Raw genomic sequence first — 19,855 nt, 5'->3', positions numbered from 1 at the left:
TACCGGGAATGATCATGACAAGGCCGTGCTGCGCCAGGACGGCAGCCGGCCTCTGGCACTCTCCACACCGGTTTCCAACCACAACGACTGCTTGCGCGCAGGCGGTCGCTGATCCAGCTCCCCCCTCGGATCACGTCAGACCTTCTCCTCACGCAGCAATTTCAGACATCCTGCCAACGTGCCGGACGCGGCCTCACGTGAAACAGCCGATGGCGGGGCAGGGAGTCCTCGCCGATGGTCAGGCGAGATTGTTCGGATGGTCACTCAGACGGCGGGTGTCAACCCAATACGGATCTTTGTGCTCGTATTGCGTCGGACGGATCTTCGGCCAAGCCGAGGAACCGATGGGGGAGAGCTACGTCAATGCGAATCCCGTTGCGTCGCGAACGATAGCGGCAACGGCTGACCACGGCAGCGTTGGACGCCGGCTTCCGGCTCCAAATGCGCGACAGTCGCGCTCGGGAGACTTACGCAGGAGTGGTTCGCTGCGGTGCATCGTCGTTGTCCTCGATTCGCAGCCGCGGCAGGCATTGCGGGAATTCGCGCTGCATGAAGTCGATCAGCCCTTCGCGTACCAGGCAGCGCAAATCCCACGCCAGGCCAGATGACGCCGCCGTGCACAGTACGCGAATCTGCATCGTCCGCTCCGTGGCGTCTGTGACCACCAGATTGAAGAACCGCTGGTCCCACTCGGGCGCTGCGCGCACGATGCGCTCCAACTCCTTGCGTAGCGGTGCCAGTGGCATGCCGTAGTCCACGTGGAAGAACACGGATCCCGTAAGCTGGGCATTGCTGCGAGTCCAGTTCTGAAACGGTTTCTCGATGAAATACTGCAGCGGGATGATGAGACGGCGCTCGTCCCATATCCGGAGCACGACGTACGTGCCGGTGATCTCCTCCACCCGGCCCCACTCGCCTTCGACGATGAGTACGTCATCGAGCCGGATGGGCTGAGTCAGGGCGAGTTGCAGCCCGGCAATCATGTTGCTGAACACGGGCTTGGCCGCAAAGCCCGCAATCAGACCGACCACGCCTGCCGAGGCCAGTAGACTGGCGCCGACTTGCCGAGCGCCTGGAAAGGTCATGAGCAGCATAGCCGCACCCATCACCACGACAAGCGTCATCGCAATGCGGGAGAGAACACGCGTTTGCGTGTGGATGCGCCGCGCACCCATATTGTCCTCTACGTCCACTGGGTGTTGGTCCAGTACGCCTTGCGCAAAACCGGCGATGATGCGCGCCACAAGCCAGGTGGTTGCGGCAATCATCAACACACCGTTGAAATGCCTCACGCTGTCAATCCAGCGCAAATCGCCTGGCGCGGCTTGCCAGACTGCCTGCAGCGCCAGCAGTGGCAAGACTGCCTTCGATGGGGCCCGAGCTTTCCTCACGATGGCATTCAGCACTGGGGCAGAGCGGGTAATACGCAACAGCAGCACGCCACCGAGACGATGCGCTAGCAACGCGACGAGGACAGCGACAACGGCTGCCGTCCAGGTGCCGAACCAGGGGTGGGCGAGGAGGATTGCAAGGTTCATCGGTCGTCCCTTGTCATTGCGGTTCACGCGAGTATGCACGTCCTCGCGAAACAGCCCGCAAATTGCGGACGCGTTCAACAGAACCGATTCAAGCGTATTGCGCGAGGCCGTTGCCGAGGGACCAATTCTCTTTTGCGACTTCGACAAGGCTCACAAACACGTCCTCCGGCCGGATGCCGGGGCTTTCGCCGAGCAACTCCGCGATCCTACGGAATAGCACCTTCTTCTGTTCCACGGTGCGGGTATTGTTCGCAGTGATCTGGATGAACACGAGATCGTCGCTTCGGGCGATGCCAAGATAAGACGCGCCGTAGCGGAAGTTCGCAGCGTCGTGCTCCGTGATGGTCATGAACTGGTCGTCCTCGGGTACGTTGAACGTTTCGTGCATCGCACGATAAAGGTTGTCGAAGATCGCCTGGCGGTAGGCTTCCGGCTTTCCAGTGCGCAGTGAGACGTGAACGAGTGGCATTTTGGTTCCTTTCCATTGTGGCCTGACTAAACATTAAGAGCCGTCTGTTATATTGACAAGTTATGATGGTCGAATATCAGTGATAACAACTTGAAATGACAAGGCGCCCTCTCGACCTGGATGCCGTCCAGGCTTTCATCCGCATCGCGGACCTTGGCAGCTTCACGCGCGCGGCTGAAGCCATGCGGACGACGCAGGCCGCTGTCAGCTTGAAGCTGCAACGGCTCGAAGAGCGGCTCGGTTGCCGGCTTGTCGAGCGGACCCCCAGGTACGTGGAGCTTTCGGCGCAGGGCGTAGCCTTCCTCGAACACGCCCGCGAACTCCTGGAGGTACACGATCGCGCGCTCGCCGGATTTGCCGGGGTGCGGCAGCGTCTCGTCATCGGTATCAGTGACCATGTTGCCGGCCCGGAGCTCCCTGCGCTGATCGCGCGCATGAACGCGCAAAACCCGCAACTGTTGATCGAGATCCGGATCGGCTCGTCGGGCGACCTGCTCCAAAGCTTCGACCGGCGGGAACTCGACGCGGTGATCGTCCGTTTACATGTCGGTCGAAGCGACGGCGAAATTCTTACCCACGAGAAGTTCGGCTGGTTCGCAGCGCCAGGCTGGGAGCATCGCGCCGGCGAGCCCCTGCCGCTTGCCACACTTGCGGAGCCTTGCGGCGTGCGTGCGATGGCCGGCCAGCTCCTCGATGCGGCAGGAGTGCGTTGGACAGAAGTTTTCGTCGGCGGCGGCGTTGCAGCAGTCGCCGCAGCCGTCGTGGCCGGGCTCGGCGTAGCGGCATTGGCTCCTCGCATGCTGCCATTGGGCGCAGTTGACGTAGGCCCCAAGCTCGGGCTTCCTGAATTACCACGCTTGCCAGTTCTGCTTCACTCACGGGTCAACGACGGCCGGCCGCGCGATGCGCTTGCCGCGCTTTCAGCCGCCTTCAGGAGCGCGGTGCGAGGCTAGCAACTAGTCGGTCACACACAAGAATGGCTGCCAGTGGTACTAGCTTGCCGATTGTCAACGATCTGGGCGGCTGTATCGAGCGCCTCAAACTGGCTGACAGCGGCCGCCGGGGCTGGACGCCGCGCGCCGGGCCCTAGCGGCCGCGCAGGCACGTCAGGAGGCGGGGCAGCGCCAGATCGAGGCGCTGGAGCGACAACTCGGAGAGCTGCATACCCAATTCTCGATGGAACTGGAGCGCACCCGCGAGCAGGTGGCCGTGGCGCAGGTGGCCGTGGCGCAGGTGGCCGTGGCGCAGGTGCAGTACACCGCGGTGGCTGGCGCCGAGGCACGCGCGCGGCTGCAAGCCGAGCGCGCACAAGCGGAGGCCACCGCGACGCGCCGCTTGATATCGCCCGGGCGCCGGCGACGAAAACCAAGTTCAAGCCCGGAGCAGCGTAAGGGCCGTGTCCACCAGTGAGACAGGGAGGACGTTGTTCGCACCGGGGCAGGATCAGCCGGTGGTCACGCGCCGCGGCGGGGCTTGCAATGACATTGAAGACAAGCTGGGCGCCAGCATGCGATCATTGATGCCCCGGATTTCACGCAAAGCCGCGTGCCATGCCGGCGGCAGACAGGAGTGTTCATCCTGCCGCCAATCCCCAACGCCAGCGAAGGAAGACTCGCGCTCATGACGCAACAAACCACTTTCAGCCTCGAACCCAACCCGAACGCGCTCGACGCGGCCACCCGGGATGCACTGATGCGCGACCCCGCGTTCGGCCGCGTCTTTACCGACCATATGGTGACGATCACCTGGCGTGAAGGACAGGGTTGGCAGGACGCCAAGGTCACCGCACGCAAGCCGTTCTCGATCGATCCGGCGTGCTCGGTGCTCCACTATGGCCAGGAGATCTTCGAGGGCATGAAGGCCTATCGCGGCGCGGATGGCGCAGTTACGCTGTTCCGCCCGCTCGAGAATGCGCGCCGCTTCCAGGCGTCGGCCAAGCGCATGGCCATGCCGGCGTTGCCCGAATCCCTCTTCCTGGAAGCGATCGAGCAGTTGGTGCGGGTTGACCAGAACTGGGTGCCGCACGGGTCGGGCAGCCTCTACCTGCGTCCCTTCATGTTTGCGAACGAGGTGTTCCTCGGCATCAAGCCCGCCTCCGAGTTCATATTCTGCGTGATCGCCTGCCCTGTGGGCCCGTACTTCAAGGGCGGCGACAAGGCCGTCTCCGTCTGGGTCTCCGAGAACTACACGCGCGCCGCGCCCGGCGGCACCGGCGAGGCAAAGTGCGGCGGTAACTATGCCGGCAGCCTGGTCGCGCAGAACGAGGCCACTGCGAACGGATGCGACCAGGTGGTCTTCCTGGATGCCGCCGAGCACCGCTGGGTGGAGGAACTCGGTGGCATGAACATCTTCTTCGTGATGGACGACGGCACCCTGGTCACGCCGCCCCTTAGCGGCTCGATTCTTCCAGGCATCACCCGGGCTTCGGTGATCGAACTGGCCAGGGAGATGGGCATGACAGTGGAAGAGCGCCGGTATTCATTCCCCGAGTGGGAGGCGGATGCCCAAAGCGGACGCCTGGCCGAGGCCTTTGTTTGCGGAACGGCGGCGACGCTGGTGGCCATCGGCGAAGTGCGGTCTTCGCGGACACGCTTTGCGATCGGGAACGGCACGGCCGGCAACACCGTCAAGGTGCTAAGGGAGCGGCTGGTGGAGATTCAGCGCAACCAGGCCGCTGGCCCTGCCGGGTGGGTCCATCACGTCGGTTTGTAAGGGTGCCTTGCGGGACGCCTATGTTCGGGATCGTCCGATCTGCCGCTTGGCAAACTGCAGGCCAAACCGGAAACCATCGCGCAGTTCGGATTCGCACCTCGCTGCGCCATGCCGGCCCCGCGCTAGCCGCCGGCCGTCATGCTGACTCCGCGCCGTCCTCCACCCCGCATGACACGCTGATCTTCTCGATCAGACCGAGCAGCAGCGGCGCATAGCGCGCCACATCGCGCGGCTTTTCGCTGGGCTTGTGCGGGAAGCTGATATTGAGTCCGTACCATTGGTGGTCCGGCCCGCGGAACGCCGCGCCCACGGCGGTCAGGTGACCCGGCTGGTAGTTGGCGGTGCAATAGCCTTGCGCCTGGGCCTGGGCAATGCCGCGCGACAGTTCCTTGTGCAGGGCCGGCCATTCGTCGCCGGCCTTTTCCGCGATCCGTGCGAGGCAATGGTCGCGCACGCCGGCCGGCGCCGCGGCCAGCCACGCCATGCCGATCGAGGTCAGTTCCATTGGAACCCGCGTGCCGGGCGCCACGCGCCGGGTGCGCGATACGCTGTCGCGGCTGTGGCGCACCGCGGCCAGGTAGACCATGGTGGTCTGGTCGGGCACGGCCAGGCCGACATTGACCTTTTCCGTCTCGGCGATCTTGCGCATCAGCGGCAGCGCGATATCGGGCACCGCGGTGGCGTGGTGGAAGGCGTCTGCCAGGCTTACCACCACGGCCGCCAGCCGGTACGCGCGCTCGGTGGAGTCATAGCGCAGGAAGCCGCTGTCCACCAGCGAGTGTGTGAGGCGGCTGACGGTGGGGCGCGGCAGTCCGGTGCGCGCAGCCAGCTCCGCATTGGTCAGGCTGGAAGAGCCGACGCGGAACGCGCGCAGCAACATCAGGCCACGTTCGAGCGACTGGCTGCCTTCGGTCTGGCGCGTGAAGCGGCCAGTACTGTGGGTGAGCGCACGGGTCGAAGGCGATTTGGCCCGGGCATCCGGCTGGGAGAGAGAATCGGGCATGTGGTTGTCGGCAGCCCCGCCAGCTTCGGCGTGCCGCAATTTAATTTCACTATTCGAAATAGTAGTGTAGCGCGGCAACGCGCATCGGCGAATACTGGGTGCCTTCTCACTTTCCGGAGCCCTTCGCCATGACCTTGGCATCCACCCCCGAAATCGTCCTGACACGCGACCAGCATGTTGCGCAGATCGAGATCTCCCGCCCGCCCCATAACTTCGTCGACGCCGATGTCATGCGCCAGCTGGCCGATGCGCTGCTCCAACTCGACGAGGACGACAGCTGCCGCGCCGTGGTGCTGTCATCCGGCGTGGGCGCCTTCTGTGCCGGGGCCGATTTCAGCGGCGCGGACCAGGGCAGCGTCTCGCGCGATCCATCGGCCTTCTACGCACAGGCCATGAAGCTGTACCGTAACCGCAAGCCCATTGTGGNNTAACCGCAAGCCCATTGTGGCGGCGGTGGAGGGTGCGGCGATCGGAGCGGGGCTGGGCCTGGCGCTGGTGGCGGATTTCCGCGTCACATGCCGCGAAGCACGCTTCAGCGCCAACTTCAACCGGCTCGGCTTCCATCCCGGCTTTGGCATGAGCGTGACGCTACCGCGCCTGGTCGGCGAGCAGCAGGCTGCACTGCTGTTGTACACGGGCAGGCGTGTCGACGGCGAAGAAGCAATGCGCATCGGTCTGGTCGACGAACTCGTGGCGCAGGCCGAGGTGCGTACCCGCGCGCTGGCGCTCGCGCACGACATAGCGGCCTCGGCGCCACTGGCCGTGGAAAGCACGCGCGAGACGCTGCGCCTGGGCCTGGCCGACCGCATTGTGGAGGCTAACCAGCGTGAGCTTGCCATCCAGCGTGTGCAGTTCGCCACCGCGGATTTCCGCGAAGGCGTGGCGGCAATGGCCGAGCGCCGCGCGCCAGTCTTCCAGCGCCGCTGAGGGGTCCGTATGCAACAGCAGAATTCCGTCTGCGCCGGTCCGCTCGAGGATATTCGCATACTCGACCTGACGTCGGTGGTGCTGGGCCCGCTGGCCACGCAATCTCTGGCCGACCTGGGCGCGGACGTCATCAAGATCGAAGGACCGGAAGGTGACCTCATGCGCGCCAATGGCGTATCGCGCAACGCCGGCATGAGTTCAATCTACCTGGCGCTCAACCGCAACAAGCGCTCGGTGGTGCTGGACCTGAAGACGCCCGCGGGTGCGGCCGCGCTGCGCCGCCTGATCGCCGGCGCCGACGTGCTGATCCACAATATGCGCGTGGCTGCCATCGAGCGGCTGGGCTTCGGCTATGCCGCAGTGGCGGCGTTGAACCCGCGCATCGTCTATTGCGTGGCCACGGGCTTCGGCCAGGACGGCCCGCACCGCAACAAACCGGCCTTCGACGACATCATCCAGGCCGCTTGCGGGCTGGTGTCGCTGGGCTCCGCCGCTGGCAACCGGCCCGAGTACGTGCCCAGCCTGATTGCCGACAAGACCACCGGGATGGCGCTGGCCAACGCGGTGATGGCCGCGCTGCTGCACCGCGAGCGCCACGGTAGCGGGCAAGCGGTGGAGGTACCGATGCTGGAAACCATGGCCAGCTTCGTGATGGCCGAGCACCTGGCGGGGTTGACTTTCGAGCCCGCCACCGGCGAAGCCGGCTATGCGCGCCTGCTGGGAGGCGGAAGGCGGCCGGCGCAGACTGCCGACGGATGGATTTGCGTGCTGCCGTACACGGACCGCCACTGGAAGGCCTTTTTCCACGCAGTGGGCCGCGACGACTTGGCCGATAAATACAACATAGCCAGCCGCGCGCAGCGCAACGCCCATATCCGCGCGCTGTACCAGCATCTCGCGGAAATCACGCCGGCCCGCACGACGGCAGAGTGGATGACGCTTTTCGAAACGCTGGATATCCCAGCCACCCCGATCTACACGCCGGACGAATTGCTGGCGCATCCGCACCTGGAAGCGGTCGGGCTGTTCCAGCAGACGGAGCATCCCACCGAGGGCCCGTTACGCGAGATGCGGCCCACGGCGCGCTTCTCCGCCACGCCGCTGTCGCTGCGCCGCCACGCGCCCACGCTAGGAGAGCACACCGATGAGGTATTGCGCGAAGCCGGGCTAGCCCCTGAAGACATAGCCCAGGTAACGGGCGACCTGAATGCCGGCTGACGCGGCACGCGAACCATTAAGGAGACATTGCATGAACTTCGCACTGGAAGAAGAGCACCAGATGCTCAAGGATCTGGTGGCCCGCTTTGTGCGCGAGCAGTTGATCCCGCTCGAAGCGGGCGTACTGGCCCGCGAGGCAGAGGGCGGCCAGCTCACGCTGCTGCCGCAGGAGCAGGACAAGCTGGACGGACTGTCGCACGAACTGGGCCTGTGGGGCCTGGACGCGCCGGCTGAGATGGGCGGCGCCGACCTGCCGGTGGTGGCCATGGTCGGCGTCAACGAGGAGCTGGGAAAGACCATCACGCCTTACGACCTGCCGCCCGATTCGCCGAATCTGCGCATGCTGCTCAAGACTGCCGACGCCGCCCAGCGTGCGCGCTACCTGGAACCGTACGCGCGCGGCGAAACCGTCTCGGCGATTGCCATTTCCGAGCCAGGTGCCGGCGGCGACCCGGCCATGATGACCACCCGCGCCGAACGCGACGGCGACGACTGGGTGCTCAACGGCCGCAAGATCTGGATCAGCCGGGCCGCTCGCGCCGACTGGACCATCGTGATGGCGGTGACCGACAAGGCGCGCGGCGCGCGCGGGGGCATCTCCGCGTTCCTGGTAGACCGCGGCACGCCCGGCTTCAAGGTGGAACGGCGCATCCCCATGATCGGCGGCGCCTCCACCTACGAGGTGGTGCTCGAGGACTGCCGTGTTGCGCACACGCAGCTTCTCGGTGCAGAAGGACAGGGCTTTGCGCCGATGCAGGCGCGGCTGTCCAGCCGGCGCGTGCAGATGGCGGCCTGGTGCATCGGCCGCGCCCAGCGTGCGCTCGACATGCTGTGCGAGTACGCGCCGCAGCGCCGCACCTTCGGCGCCGTGCTGGCGGACCGGCAGGCCATCCAGTGGTGGGTGGCCGATGCCGCTACCCGCATCCACGCCTGCCGCCTGATGACCTATGAGGCCGCGGCGCGCATCGACGCCGGCGAGGAAGCGCGCACCCAGGTCTCCATGATCAAGGTGTTCGCCACGGAGATGGCCTGGGACGTGATCGACCACGCCATGCAGGCCTTCGGGGCGATGGGCATGACCAAGGAAATGCCGCTGCAGCAGATGGCCAATGAGACGCGGCTGATGCGCATCTACGAAGGGCCGTCCGAAGTACACCGATGGGTCATCGCGCGAGATCTGCTCGGCCTCAAGCGGTAGCCCGTCGCAAAGACCACTCACGGCATCACCGAACCACTGACGCACCCGCACTGGCGGAACCCACTGCCGGGCGGAAAACCAAGGAGACAATATGACCCGAACCGTGAACTGTTCCCGGCGCAGCTTCGCTATCCTGACCGGCACCGCCGTCGCAGCGAGCCTGGCGGGCGTACCGTTCGCCGCGTTGGCGCAGCCGCAGGCATTTCCCAGCCGGCCGATCCGCTTTATCGTGCCGTTCCCGTCCGGCAGCGGTACCGACATGACCGCCCGCATGTTCGCCAAGAAGATCGGCGAGCTGACGGGGCAGGGCGTCGTGGTGGAGAACAAGCCGGGCGGCAACGGTTTTATTGGTGTGCAGACGGTGCTCAGCGCGCCGGCGGACGGATACACGGTGTTTATCGGCAGCAACTCCACGCTATCCACCAACGCCGCTACCTTCCGCAAGCTGCCTTACGATCCGCTGACCGATTTCCGGCCCATCACGCTGCTGTCGCGGGGGCCATGCCTGATCATCGTGCCCGCCAGTTCTCCTTACCACACGCTCAACGCGCTGGTGGAAGATGCGCGCAAGCGCCCCGGTGCACTTAACTACGGTACTGGCTCGGTGTCATACACGCTGTACAGCGAATGGTTGAATGAGCAAAGCCGCATGAAGACCACGGGCGTCCCCTACAAGGGCGCGGGCGACGCGATCAACGGCGTGATGGCCGCCAACGTGGACTTCGCCGTGGTGGACGCCAGCGGTGCGATCGAACTGGTCAAGGGCGGCAAGGTGCGCGCACTGGCCTACACCGCGCCCCAACGCTCACCGTTGCTGCCTGGGGTGCCGAGCGCGCCCGAAGCCGGCGTGCCGGATTTCCTGGCCTATAACTGGGTGGCGGCGGCGGTGTCCGCCAAGACCCCTGCACCCATCGCACAACGCCTTGGCGAACTGTTCGCCAAGGCCGGTGCTGCCGACGATGTCAAAGAGTATTACCAGCGCCAGTCCACCTCGCTGATACTGTCCACGCCGGCAGAACTGCGCGACTACCAGAAGGACGAGATAGCGCGCTGGAAGCGGCTGGCGGCAATCGCGAAGATCGAGCTGCTGTAAAACTGGAACACGCGCGCGAGCAACTCGCGCCGATGCCCTATGCGCGGGGCCAGGGCCGAGGCCGGAGAATTTCCCGGCCGTTTGCGCTCAACGAAAGGCTGGCCGGCGGGGGATCGAGGCTGTCGTGCGGCAGGAACGAATCGAGGCCACGGTCGACACTCATGGCTATACCGATCAGCCTACTTGGGTTCGACCCGCGTCCCAGACTGCGAGAACTCAAACAGCGTCGTCTCTTCGTACCTCGCGGCGTTGCTTTTCCCGATGAGATCGCATCCGTGTGTCTCGCCAAACGACCGGCTTGCACTCCAATGGCAAGACCGGTGTCAAAACGAAGCCTGACGCCGTGCACCAGCATCATGCGCATCATGCAGACAAGCTTGCGCGCACAGTACGTCGGACATCGCGTGTCGGGGAGGAAAGGTGGCTCCCTTCCTTTTTGCTCGCGTACGTCGTCTTCCAGGTTGACGGACGTATGTGTCTTGATGTCTTGATGGTGGCTCAACGGACAGGGGCGCGTTGTTGTCATGAAAAGCTTAGTTCGAGGCATCCAAAGTAAAGCGGGAAGTGGCGCGAGGCCAGATGATTCACTCGTTGTCGCTGACACTTGAACATAAACCGCTAAGGAGACTTGCATGCACTTCATCGACAAATCTTTGCGCCCTGAAGATCACAGCCACTGATCATTCAGGCCGCGCCCTACGGACCGCAATGGCTGCCCGGAGATCCGGACGATGTGCCGGTGACGATGGCCGCTCAGGTGCAAAAGGCGGCGGACTGCTACAACGCGGGCGCCATCGTTTTGCACATGCAGGTGCGCGAAGCCGGCGGCAAGGGCTCCAGGCGTGTGTTCATGTTCAACGAATGCTGGATCGCCTGCGCACCGCCGTGCCGAAGAGGGCGCTGCAAATGGGGTTCTAAAGCTCTCTCATCTAGTTCGACATTCTCAATATTCACATTTCAACCTGGATATCCATCACCATGAACTTCCTTGACGGCCACCTGTATCCCGAGAACCAGCAGCCGCTGATCATTACTGCCGCTCCGTATGCGCCGGGCTGGATTCCCGCGGACTTCCCGGAAGATATCCCTGTCACCATGGAGGAGCAGATCCAGAAGGCGGTGGATTGCTATGAAGCCGGTGCCACCGTGCTCCATCTGCATGTGCGCGAACCCGATGGCAAGGGCAGCAAGCGCCTGTCCATGTTCAATGAGCTGATCGCCGGGGTGCGCAAGGCCGTACCCGAGATGGTCATCCAGGTGGGTGGCTCGATCAGCTTTGCACCCGAGGACGATGGATCTGCGGCCAAATGGCTCTCCGACGACACGCGGCATATGCTGGCCGAACTCGATCCGAAGCCCGACCAGGTGACGGTGACCGTCAACACCACGCAGATGAATGTGACTGAGCATGCTGGTCTGGATGACTTCAAGGGGGTTTCGCGGGGATTCCCGCACCTCTATGCAACCTACAAGGACATGATCGTGCCCTCGAACCCCAGCTGGGTCGAGGAGCACATCCGACGCCTGACAGCCGCCGGAATCCAAAGTGAGTTTCAGTGCTACAACATCAACAGCTTTGAAACGATTGAGCGGATGATTCGCCGCGGCGTCTACAAGGGGCCACTGGTGATGAACTGGGTGGCTATCAGCGGCGGCATGGATCAAGCGAACATTTACAACCTGGCCAACTTCCTGCGTGCTGCGCCCGACGGAGCAGTGATCACGGTGGAGAGTTCGGTGCTAAATGTGCTGCCCGTGAATATGATCGGCATGGCTTTGGGCCTGCATGTGCGGTGCGGCATCGAGGATGTACTCTGGAACCAGACCCGCACGGGGAAGAGCACCTCCGTCGAGCAGATCAAGCAATTGGTGCGTATCGCCGGCGAATTTGGCCGCCCCATAGCGACAGCGAAACAGGCACGAGAGATCATGCAGATTGGGGTCTTCTACGACACGGCGGAAGAGACGCTTCAGGCCAATGGCTTCGCGCCCAATCGTAACGGTGGCAACCAGGGATTCCTGCGCAAGCCGACCTAAAGCCTTTGGGGGGGAATTGACATCATATGCTGTATGCGGAGCCCAGCATTTTCTAGAGACGGACTCAAGCTGACGTTGAAGCCCCCATCGACCGGACTCCTAACATTTCTCGATAAAGGAGTCCGTCATGATCCAAAAGCAAGCAAACGTCCCCTCCTGAGGTTGGCCAACGAATCGTAGAGCTAGATACGATGACCAATAGGCAGAGGCCTAAAGACGTATTCGCGCAGCGGTGCGCTGGCAGACCTGCGAAAACACTCGCGTGCGAGCCGCCGCCGCTCATACTCTCAGTACCGCCTCGGCGGCATGTTTTTGAGGCTGGTGCAATTGATGGCGGGGTGTTTCGTGACAGCGTCACGCACCGAACACAAAAGTGAATTGCGGCTAATAATTCACTTGTATTCACGCGCAACCAGACCGAATCAGGGCTCATGACCGGGGTCGACTGGGACCTGAATACGCCAATTCCGGCAATCTTCATGCGTCGAAATTGACGGTCTGGTCTTGAAGCACTCCCATTGCCGGCCGCATGTTACACAAAGGTGTTGGTAAGCGGGCCTTGTGTGCCTAGAATCCCTGTGAGCATTGGCTTGCGGGCGATTTCCATTTGCCCAGGTTTTTTTCAGGAGAAGGCAATGCGAAACCACAAATGCTGGAGGAGAGGGAAATGATCATGCGCAAATTGCCTGCACTTGGTTTAACAGTTGTGATGGCGCTCGTCTTTACGGGTGCGAGCGCCCAGCAGACGCAAGAATCGAAAGCCCAACAAGGAACAGAATCGACCCAGATTCCAAATGCGCCGCCGACCACAGCCGAAGCCAAGGCCATTATTGCCGAGCGTTTCAAGGCGGCCGACGTCAACCATGACGGCAAGCTAAGCCGGGAAGAAGCCAAGGCGGGTATGCCGGAGGTTTACAAGCGCTTTGACCAGATCGATGCCAGGAAGCGGGGTTACGTAACAGAGCGTCAGATCGGTGCTTATTGGGAAGCAAAGACCAAGGAACAGATGCAGAAGGAAAATCCCATTTGGAACTGAGCCCCCTCTGCTTCAACGCCCGAAGTCGCCCAGGTTTCGGACTGGCGCGTCCTGCGCTTCAATCTTCGAGCGGGTTCGGGCGTTCAGTGCGTTGAATCGTGGTGATGCATGTTGGCCGTCCCGGCGGGTCGAATTACCAGACCGACGCTCGGGTTCAAAGCCCTTCGCTGCGCGAACATCCTCCCGGGCAGCATCGAAATCATGCATATGGTTGCCAAGGGGCAAACGCAGTGCATCAATGCGAGCAGCGTCCGCAGCGCAGCAATTCTATTCCCTGGCAGCATCAACTGCGCGATTCTCCGGGGTTCCTGGCTGCCTCGTGCTCTGATCGCGACAGAACCCCGCACCGCTCATTTGTCGATGACCCGGCGCGCAAACCGCTCCAGACAACCGAGCAGCGCATTGCCCCCCCAGGGCGTGGGCCAAGAGCAGAGCCTCGCACGGCATTGCCAGGTGCTGTCTTTGTGCCTTAGTCGTAGCCCGCCTGGCGTTTTGTGCGCTTTTTGAAACAAATGGAAGGTAAATGGCATTGCCGGGTGGTCAAAGCAACGGTTGCGACCAGTGGCAGGCGGCATCACTGACGAGCCGCCACCTTCTACAAAACAAGGCGCTGCACAAGCGGCTGGCATCGGCGCTGATCTGGACTACATTGATTCCATCGTGATTTGACGAGGTCACTGCCATGTCCAGACAACTTGCCGTGATGATGGCGCTGCTGGCCGCCAGCGGCCTGGCGCAGGGCGTCACCAAATGCCGGAGTGCAGGCGAAGTCCTCTACACGTCGGCGTCCTGCCCGGCCGGCTACATGAATGTCACCGGCACCATGCAGGGCCACCTGCTCACGGTGCCCAACGTTACGAAAACCCTTCAGGCAAATCAGGCCTACCTGAGTATCCGCGCGCAGACAGCGGAGCAGGTCAGGGCGCAACGGGTGCGGGACGAGGAATGGAACTTGCGGACCCAGAACCTCTTCCTGAACCAGTGCCTGATTCTCGACTACCGGGTGCGCGCGACTGAGCGCGCAATGAATGAGACTGAGTACTGGAGCCGCGCCGATCGCTACCGCAAGGGTGTCGACGCGCTGCGTGCCCAGCAGTACTACCTGGGCTGCTTTGGCTGACTGCCGAAGTCAGCAACGAGTTTACGGCATCCGCAATGTCCTTGAAATGTCGCGGGAATCTGCTAGTAGTGGCCTTTAGAGGCCGCCCTGGAAGGGAAAGGAGGGCGTCATGGTGAGTCGCGTCGAAGCGGTTCTGGACAAGCATGGCCTCCAGGCTGGCGCCATGGAGCAAGCGATTTACCTCAAGGTTTCCGTAACTGACGTGCGGGGACTGGGTGTGTCGGGCCTTGGGATCAAAAGCTTTCGGGCGGTCGACCTCGGAGCGTTCCGGAACGTCGAGCACACCGAAATCACCGGTACGGGCCAATTCGATATTGTCCAGGTCGATCAAGTTTCCGCACCGCCGGGAGCCGATGCCTTTTCGGTCGAGGCCTGTAAAGGCTATTACATCCTTCGTGTTGCGAAACCCGCGAACGGTTGGCGTCCGCACATGACGCTCGGGCTTACGGTCCAGGTACTCAGGGACCTACGGCTAACGCCTGGCTTCGGAGGGCCGACAGATGGCACGCATGGTGCGGCCACCTACGACTACTGCCACACGCTGGTGCAAATCGATTTCCTGTAGTGCTATGGCGGCGACGGCGCGAGGCTAGCACAAGAATTCGGGTCATCGATTCTGGATACAGACCCCGATCTGTTTTGTCGTTGCCGCTTGACTGAAGGTGAGGGGGAGGGTGAGCGGCGGCGGCAGAATCCTGACGTTTACTCCTTCGCTAAGCTCGGATGCGGCGCCATCAAAGCGTCGATGAAGGGGGCCTTCTGCGCAAGATACTCACCGATGCCTCCACGGTTGCTTGATTCGAGCTGAAATTTCAAATCCTGATACTGCTGTCGAATACCGGGATCGCTCCTAAGAAGATCGACAAAACGGAGCATTCGCTCAATCTGCCAGTGGCCACTGACACATACATGCACCTTGTGGGTTCGCACCCCATCAACATCGCGACGATAGAAGTGGTGCCCTGATGAAAGATTACTCCCCCGAACGTAACCCAGTACGCACATGAAACTGTCTCGCGCTGCCTCGTCCCGATGCTCTGATACCTCAACCAAGAGGTCGATTTCTGGCTTGGCCGCAAGTCCGGGAACAGCCGTGCTCCCGACGTGATAGATATCGACGAATTCAGCACCAAAGCCTTTCGCTACGCGCTCTTTCTCACTGGCGAAAAGAGCAGGCCATCTACTGTCATAGTGGGAAATTTTACTGGTAAGCGCCATTGTTTTTCATTCATCCCAAAAAACTGATCAAGGTTAAGTTCAGATCCTGGCCAGCGCGCGCCCAAACTGCGTGTAGCCGTCACCCCCGGTGCCATTCGGCTGATTGACCCGGAAGATGCCGGCCTTGTCGCGGTAGAACGCGACCGGCTTGCCGTGGCACTCCAGGTAAGCCCGTGTCGCCTCGAAATAGGCAAAGGCCGATTCGGTTGGCACGAAGCGCAACGCCATCAGCCGGCTGGTGGCGTCGTCGACATAGACCAGTAGCGTGCAGGTGGGCGCCCGCTCCTCGAACCACGCATGGTCGCTGCCATCGATCTGCACCAGCTCGCCCAGGCAGGCGCGGCGCTTACGGGGCTGGTAGACCTTGGGCGGGCGCAGCTTGCGTGGCACCCAGAAGCCGGCGTCGATCATGATCCGGCGCACCGTCTCCTTGGCCAGGTCGATGCCATGGCGCTCGCGCAGCTTCTCGCAGGCCAGGGTCGGGCCGAAATCGGCGTAGGTGTCGCGGATCAGCCTGCGGACGCGAGCTTCCAGGCCAGCATCGAGGGCGCGGTTGCCCGGTGTGCGGCCACGCTTGTGGGACAGCATCCCGGTCGCGCCATCGAGCCGGAATCGATTAGTCAGCCGCTCGACTTGACGCGTGCTTAACCCCAGCTTCTCCGCAGCGCGCCACGGCTTCAGCTCGCCCCGGGCTACCGCGTCAATCACCTTGAGGCGATCCAGTTCTCGCATGCTCATGGTCACAAGATCCGGCTTTGCCATGGCGGCCTCCCGATGCCCGCTACAAAGCCGGTAGCATCGCACCCATGGCGCTGACCGCGACATTTCTATCTAGCCAGATCCCGACATTAGCATCTGGCTGTGACATGTTTTGCACTCATAATCTTTGTTATGTTAAATCAAGGAGAGACTGCCGGGCAATACCACTTGCCTTGCCTGACGCTGACAACCGGCGTGGCTTCCAGCAAGAAAGCACCCTCCGCTCTTGGGGGCGTTGGTCGTCGCAGGAAGCTGCGATAGACCGTCGCATCCTCCGTGGTGAGTGAGGACAACGACCGCCCCCGCTCAATGATGGCGCAAAGGATCAGGCGTTCCGCTTCCTTGCGCTTCCTTGCGATAGGCGAGCCGGGTCGCCGCCGACTCGTGCAGCGCCAAGCAGTCGTGGATGGCGGCGTAGTCGCTGTCCGCATTGAGGTGCAGGTCTGGCACGGCGCGCGAAACTGCCCCTGCGACCCGTCGACTTCATGCGGCAGACGCAATTGTTCCCTCGGTACGACGATGCCGCGACACTCCCGCGAGATCAGCGCGCGCGCTCGGTCGGTTGCGGGTGCCGGGCGAAGAACGCTTCAATCCGCCGGGCCCCGGCCGCGCCCAGGCCCGGAATAGCCACCCACCAGCGGCGTCGGCGCGGCCCGCGTACTGTCAGGGCCGCCAGCATGCCCATGCCCTGAGACCGCAGCGCAGCCACTGCGCGCGGTGCCAGTCACAGCCCGATGCCGTCACTGATGACCGTCTTGGACGCCGGCAGTCCGCGTAGTCGTTCGATCGCCTGCTCGGCAGCCCTGCCCTTCACCGCCCGCTCTATTGCCCACCGCGGGCCTCTGCGAGTGCAACGGTCAAGTGCTGCACCTTCTTTTTCAACTGATCGCGCTCTTCTGTGAGCTGTGCAACCAATAGCGTCAGGCGATGAATTGCAAGTTGATCGGGTGTGGCGTCGCTGGGTGGTGGCACCGGTTCAGGTTTGGGTGGCACGCGGGCCTCGCGCACCTGTCTCGCCACCTGGCGCAGTTCCTTCTTGCCTCCAGCAACAGCCGCTACTTGCTTCTCGCCAGGCAAGGAGGCTACGGCAGCCGCGGCATTAATAGAAATTACGCCCGCTTTTACTGCGCTGACCAACTCGGGCGCAGCCGTCTTCTGGATTTTCTCGATCTGACCAAGCGTCGCACTGCTCACCCGCGCTGTGCGCGCAACAGCCTCGCGAGTCAACACTGGATCGGCCCCGGATTGCGTAGCGACTTCGGTCCCGGCAGTTTTTGCATGCTGCGCTTGCGCTTGCGCTTGCGCCAGACGCGCGGATACGATTTCCTTCTTCCTCAGTGCAAGTACCCCTCGTTGGAAATCCGATACGCTGCGCCGCCCGAGGTGATTGTCGATCATCCACAGGTGCACATCGTCCATAGACCGGAACGTCTGGTTCTGTACCGTATTGAAAGGGATTCCGTGCTCCTGGCAGATGCTGTAGCGGTTGTGTCCGTCAACCAGGAGATCGCCCCACAACACCAGCGCATCGCGGCACCCTTCCGAGAGCAAGCTGCGTTCCAATGCTGCGTATTCGTCGCCTGTAAGTGGATCGATATAGGCACGGAGGTCTTCGTTGATAGTGATCGTCATGGGCCAAACAAAAAAAGTAGGACGGTAGTGTACACACTGCCGCCTTTTCAAGCCGTGTAGCGGCGCCGCGCTGGCTTGCTTCGGTGTGTCGGTGTTCTCCGCGCCGGGCGGACAAGGCCTTTGGCGATGCGCTGCACGTCGGCCTCGATTCGCGTAGCCATGCCATTGCGCAACTCGCCGGCGGCCAGCTTTTGTCTGATTGCCGTGCGTGTCTCTTTCCCGAACCGCTTGCCAACGCGAGGGGGGCGCGCGACTCGAATACAGTGATCCTGTCCAGCGTGCCCTGCCGACCAGCAGCGGCCGCAGTGGGGCCTCCATTGGACAACGAATGTGGCGAGATCTCAGGCATGGCAGCCGGCGGCGCCGATGAAGCTGGGCCTGGCGCCGCGCATTGGCGAATGTCTGAACTATCTCTTCGGTGCGTCCATCCTCACCTTCGCCGGGCCGATCTCCGCGACATCCGCCCACGTCTTTGCGTCGAAGCAAAACTCCGCGATTGCGCATGTGGGCATGTCTATGATCGTGCTCGATAGCCGATGTGCGAGGTCGGTGAACTCGGGATTGTGGCCGAAGAGCATCACGCGGTCCAGCCTGTCGTCGAGTGCGCAGATCATGGCGAGCAAGTTGTCCGAGCTGCTGGCGTAGAGGCGCTCATCGAGGACGATGTCCTTGCGCTTGTAGCCGATCTCATCGGCGATGAGTTGCGCCGTGGTCAGCGCACGCAGCGCCGGGCTCGACATGAGTAGATCGGGATCGACGCCGCGATCAGTCAGGCGCTTGCCCATCTTGGACGCGTCATTGCGGCCGCGATCGTCTAACTGTCGCTGCCGATCGGGCAAGGACGGATCGTCGCGACTCGATTTGGCATGCCGCACAAGAAACAGGGTTTTCATGATCAAGCTGAGGGGTGGCCTGAATCGCCATTATCGCCCTATTCGCCCCCCTCGCGGCGACTAACAGGGGGCTAGCCTTTCGTGCTTTCGGTTGCCGTCGTCTTCAACATCGCATCGCTGCTGGGCTTGCGAACCGCCGTAAATCGCGCCGAAATCAAAGCTACCCCCAAAAGGCCTACCGAAGCGGTACATCCAGATTCGTGCCGGCGACGTGGAGTTGCTCCGACCCGTACACCACGACTTTAGGCGGCGCGAACTCCAGGTGATTCTCTTCCAGCCATGCGGCAACCGCGGCTTCCAGCCGATCCATGAGATCCAGTTGAAGTTTCCATGACTCTGGGGACTCGCGGCCGGGAAAGCCATCACCGATCGCCGCCGCGAGAATGGGGGCGAGCACATCTTGGGCTTGCTCGCTGCCAATCAATTTGCCCTCGTGTTCGCCCAAGGCCATGCCAGAGAGCATCCGCTCGATAATCCTCGTCGCCTCGAACCGCGCGAAGTAGGACGGAGGCTCAGGGCTAAAGCCCGCGGTAACCACCTGCGTCATGCCCACCTGCGCCGCCGCCGAAATGGCATCGCGACGGGACCCGAACCCCGCGACCCATCGACCGGCCGCATCCTTGTACCCGAACTCTTCCTGCATGCTGCCTCCGGCATGGTTGATGTTTGGCCTTTACCATGGCGCCGTTCTCCGTCCGGTCTTCGGTCGGCCTTGGCTGCCGTGGCATCCGTTGGCACGCTACGGATCAGGCCTTCCTGCGAGAGGCCAATGAGCCTCTTACAAGGCGCACGTGCGGTCCGCCTCCGATGCACGGGCCCAGCGTGTCGCGTAATAGCAAACACCCGGTGTTGTTGTGTTGGTTTGCACCCGCCAGATCCAGGCCCGCACGCGCCAGGCTTTGACGCCATTTTTCGTGCCCGAAAAAAATCGATCCCAAGCCCAGCCTGCCTTTGCGGGCGATTCTCGCTGACCTGGCCTGCCTTGGCACACTCCATGCGTTT

Annotated in this window: 18 protein-coding genes and 6 pseudogenes; 15 read left to right on the top strand and 9 right to left on the bottom strand. The window is 62.7% G+C overall.

All coding sequences use genetic code 11. The features are described 5' to 3' along the window. Nucleotides 1-467 precede the first annotated feature (467 nt). Entirely contained in the window at nt 468-1,538 is a 1,071-nt protein-coding gene (locus tag CF70_RS21120; RefSeq protein ID WP_035869063.1) for a mechanosensitive ion channel family protein, read from the bottom strand. An 88-nt stretch (nt 1,539-1,626) separates the two neighbouring features. Continuing rightward, nucleotides 1,627-2,007, bottom strand: a complete 381-nt coding sequence (locus CF70_RS21115; protein ID WP_035869060.1) for a tautomerase family protein — start codon at nt 2,005-2,007, stop codon at nt 1,627-1,629. Nucleotides 2,008-2,102: 95 nt separating this feature from the next. Between CF70_RS21115 and CF70_RS21110 the strand changes: the two genes are divergently transcribed. The 3 genes from CF70_RS21110 (at nt 2,103) to CF70_RS21100 (ending at nt 4,719) form a co-directional block, all read left to right on the top strand. Beyond that, on the top strand, nt 2,103-2,960 hold the full coding sequence (locus CF70_RS21110; protein WP_035869058.1) for a LysR family transcriptional regulator: 858 nt from the start codon (nt 2,103-2,105) through the stop codon (nt 2,958-2,960). Nucleotides 2,961-3,183: 223 nt separating this feature from the next. Continuing rightward, a complete protein-coding gene (locus tag CF70_RS21105; protein WP_035869055.1) occupies nt 3,184-3,417 on the top strand; it encodes a hypothetical protein in 234 nt (77 codons plus the stop codon). Between the two features lie 210 nt (nt 3,418-3,627). Beyond that, nucleotides 3,628-4,719 carry a branched-chain amino acid aminotransferase gene (locus CF70_RS21100; protein WP_035869052.1) on the top strand — a complete coding sequence of 364 codons (1,092 nt, stop codon included), beginning with the start codon at nt 3,628-3,630 and terminating at the stop codon, nt 4,717-4,719. 136 nt (nt 4,720-4,855) lie between these two features. Here the strand turns inward: CF70_RS21100 and CF70_RS21095 are convergent, their stop codons facing one another. Further along, nucleotides 4,856-5,722 carry an IclR family transcriptional regulator gene (locus CF70_RS21095; protein WP_051648720.1) on the bottom strand — a complete coding sequence of 289 codons (867 nt, stop codon included), beginning with the start codon at nt 5,720-5,722 and terminating at the stop codon, nt 4,856-4,858. A 128-nt stretch (nt 5,723-5,850) separates the two neighbouring features. On the opposite strand from CF70_RS21095, the pseudogene CF70_RS38130 reads away from it, so the two are divergent. The 12 genes and pseudogenes from CF70_RS38130 to CF70_RS21055 form a co-directional block, all read left to right on the top strand. After that, nucleotides 5,851-6,148, top strand: a pseudogene (locus CF70_RS38130) (enoyl-CoA hydratase/isomerase family protein); the annotation flags it as partial. Nucleotides 6,149-6,150: 2 nt separating this feature from the next. Next, on the top strand, nt 6,151-6,649 hold a 499-nt coding region (locus CF70_RS38125; protein ID WP_235185138.1), incomplete at its 5' end, for an enoyl-CoA hydratase/isomerase family protein. Between the two features lie 9 nt (nt 6,650-6,658). After that, a complete protein-coding gene (locus CF70_RS21085; RefSeq protein WP_035869049.1) occupies nt 6,659-7,867 on the top strand; it encodes a CaiB/BaiF CoA transferase family protein in 1,209 nt (402 codons plus the stop codon). Between the two features lie 31 nt (nt 7,868-7,898). Then, nucleotides 7,899-9,065, top strand: a complete 1,167-nt coding sequence (locus CF70_RS21080) for an acyl-CoA dehydrogenase family protein (RefSeq protein ID WP_035869048.1) — start codon at nt 7,899-7,901, stop codon at nt 9,063-9,065. 91 nt (nt 9,066-9,156) lie between these two features. Further along, nucleotides 9,157-10,158 carry a Bug family tripartite tricarboxylate transporter substrate binding protein gene (locus CF70_RS21075; RefSeq protein WP_051648718.1) on the top strand — a complete coding sequence of 334 codons (1,002 nt, stop codon included), beginning with the start codon at nt 9,157-9,159 and terminating at the stop codon, nt 10,156-10,158. A 71-nt stretch (nt 10,159-10,229) separates the two neighbouring features. Beyond that, nucleotides 10,230-10,445: pseudogene (locus CF70_RS38120) on the top strand (hypothetical protein); the annotation flags it as partial. Between the two features lie 345 nt (nt 10,446-10,790). Then, a pseudogene (locus CF70_RS35130) lies at nt 10,791-11,070 on the top strand (3-keto-5-aminohexanoate cleavage protein); the annotation flags it as partial. A 66-nt stretch (nt 11,071-11,136) separates the two neighbouring features. Further along, a complete protein-coding gene (locus CF70_RS21070; protein WP_035869046.1) occupies nt 11,137-12,195 on the top strand; it encodes a 3-keto-5-aminohexanoate cleavage protein in 1,059 nt (352 codons plus the stop codon). 667 nt (nt 12,196-12,862) lie between these two features. Then, nucleotides 12,863-13,231 carry a calcium-binding protein gene (locus CF70_RS21065; protein WP_035869175.1) on the top strand — a complete coding sequence of 123 codons (369 nt, stop codon included), beginning with the start codon at nt 12,863-12,865 and terminating at the stop codon, nt 13,229-13,231. 129 nt (nt 13,232-13,360) lie between these two features. Then, nucleotides 13,361-13,559, top strand: a pseudogene (locus CF70_RS38115) (hypothetical protein); the annotation flags it as partial. A 354-nt stretch (nt 13,560-13,913) separates the two neighbouring features. Then, entirely contained in the window at nt 13,914-14,351 is a 438-nt protein-coding gene (locus tag CF70_RS21060) for a hypothetical protein (RefSeq protein ID WP_035869044.1), read from the top strand. A 109-nt stretch (nt 14,352-14,460) separates the two neighbouring features. Then, a complete protein-coding gene (locus CF70_RS21055; RefSeq protein WP_035869042.1) occupies nt 14,461-14,916 on the top strand; it encodes a hypothetical protein in 456 nt (151 codons plus the stop codon). A gap of 137 nt (nt 14,917-15,053) precedes the next feature. On the opposite strand, the gene CF70_RS21050 is transcribed toward CF70_RS21055, so the two are convergent. The 6 genes and pseudogenes from CF70_RS21050 to CF70_RS21025 all read right to left on the bottom strand — a co-directional run bounded on the left by CF70_RS21050 (nt 15,054) and on the right by CF70_RS21025 (nt 19,496). Further along, on the bottom strand, nt 15,054-15,569 hold the full coding sequence (locus CF70_RS21050; RefSeq protein ID WP_035869041.1) for a GrpB family protein: 516 nt from the start codon (nt 15,567-15,569) through the stop codon (nt 15,054-15,056). 51 nt (nt 15,570-15,620) lie between these two features. Next, nucleotides 15,621-16,331: pseudogene (locus tag CF70_RS21045) on the bottom strand (ISNCY family transposase); the annotation flags it as partial. A gap of 227 nt (nt 16,332-16,558) precedes the next feature. Next, nucleotides 16,559-17,151: pseudogene (locus CF70_RS35125) on the bottom strand (phage integrase family protein); the annotation flags it as partial. Beyond that, complete coding sequence (locus CF70_RS21035; protein ID WP_035869039.1) at nt 17,151-17,960, bottom strand: hypothetical protein; 810 nt, start codon at nt 17,958-17,960, stop codon at nt 17,151-17,153. The gene CF70_RS21035 and the pseudogene CF70_RS35125, both read right to left, overlap by 1 nt. A gap of 407 nt (nt 17,961-18,367) precedes the next feature. Then, entirely contained in the window at nt 18,368-18,853 is a 486-nt protein-coding gene (locus CF70_RS21030) for a SixA phosphatase family protein (protein ID WP_035869037.1), read from the bottom strand. A gap of 175 nt (nt 18,854-19,028) precedes the next feature. Beyond that, nucleotides 19,029-19,496, bottom strand: coding sequence for a hypothetical protein (locus CF70_RS21025; protein WP_035869034.1), 468 nt, complete (start codon nt 19,494-19,496; stop codon nt 19,029-19,031). Between the last annotated feature and the right edge of the window lie 359 nt (nt 19,497-19,855).

This window comes from Cupriavidus sp. SK-3 (assembly GCF_000611145.1).
Taxonomy (GTDB): Bacteria; Pseudomonadota; Gammaproteobacteria; order Burkholderiales; family Burkholderiaceae; genus Cupriavidus.
The sequence above is the reverse complement of the archived record's forward strand: the minus strand, read 5'-3'. Positions and strand labels throughout refer to the sequence as shown.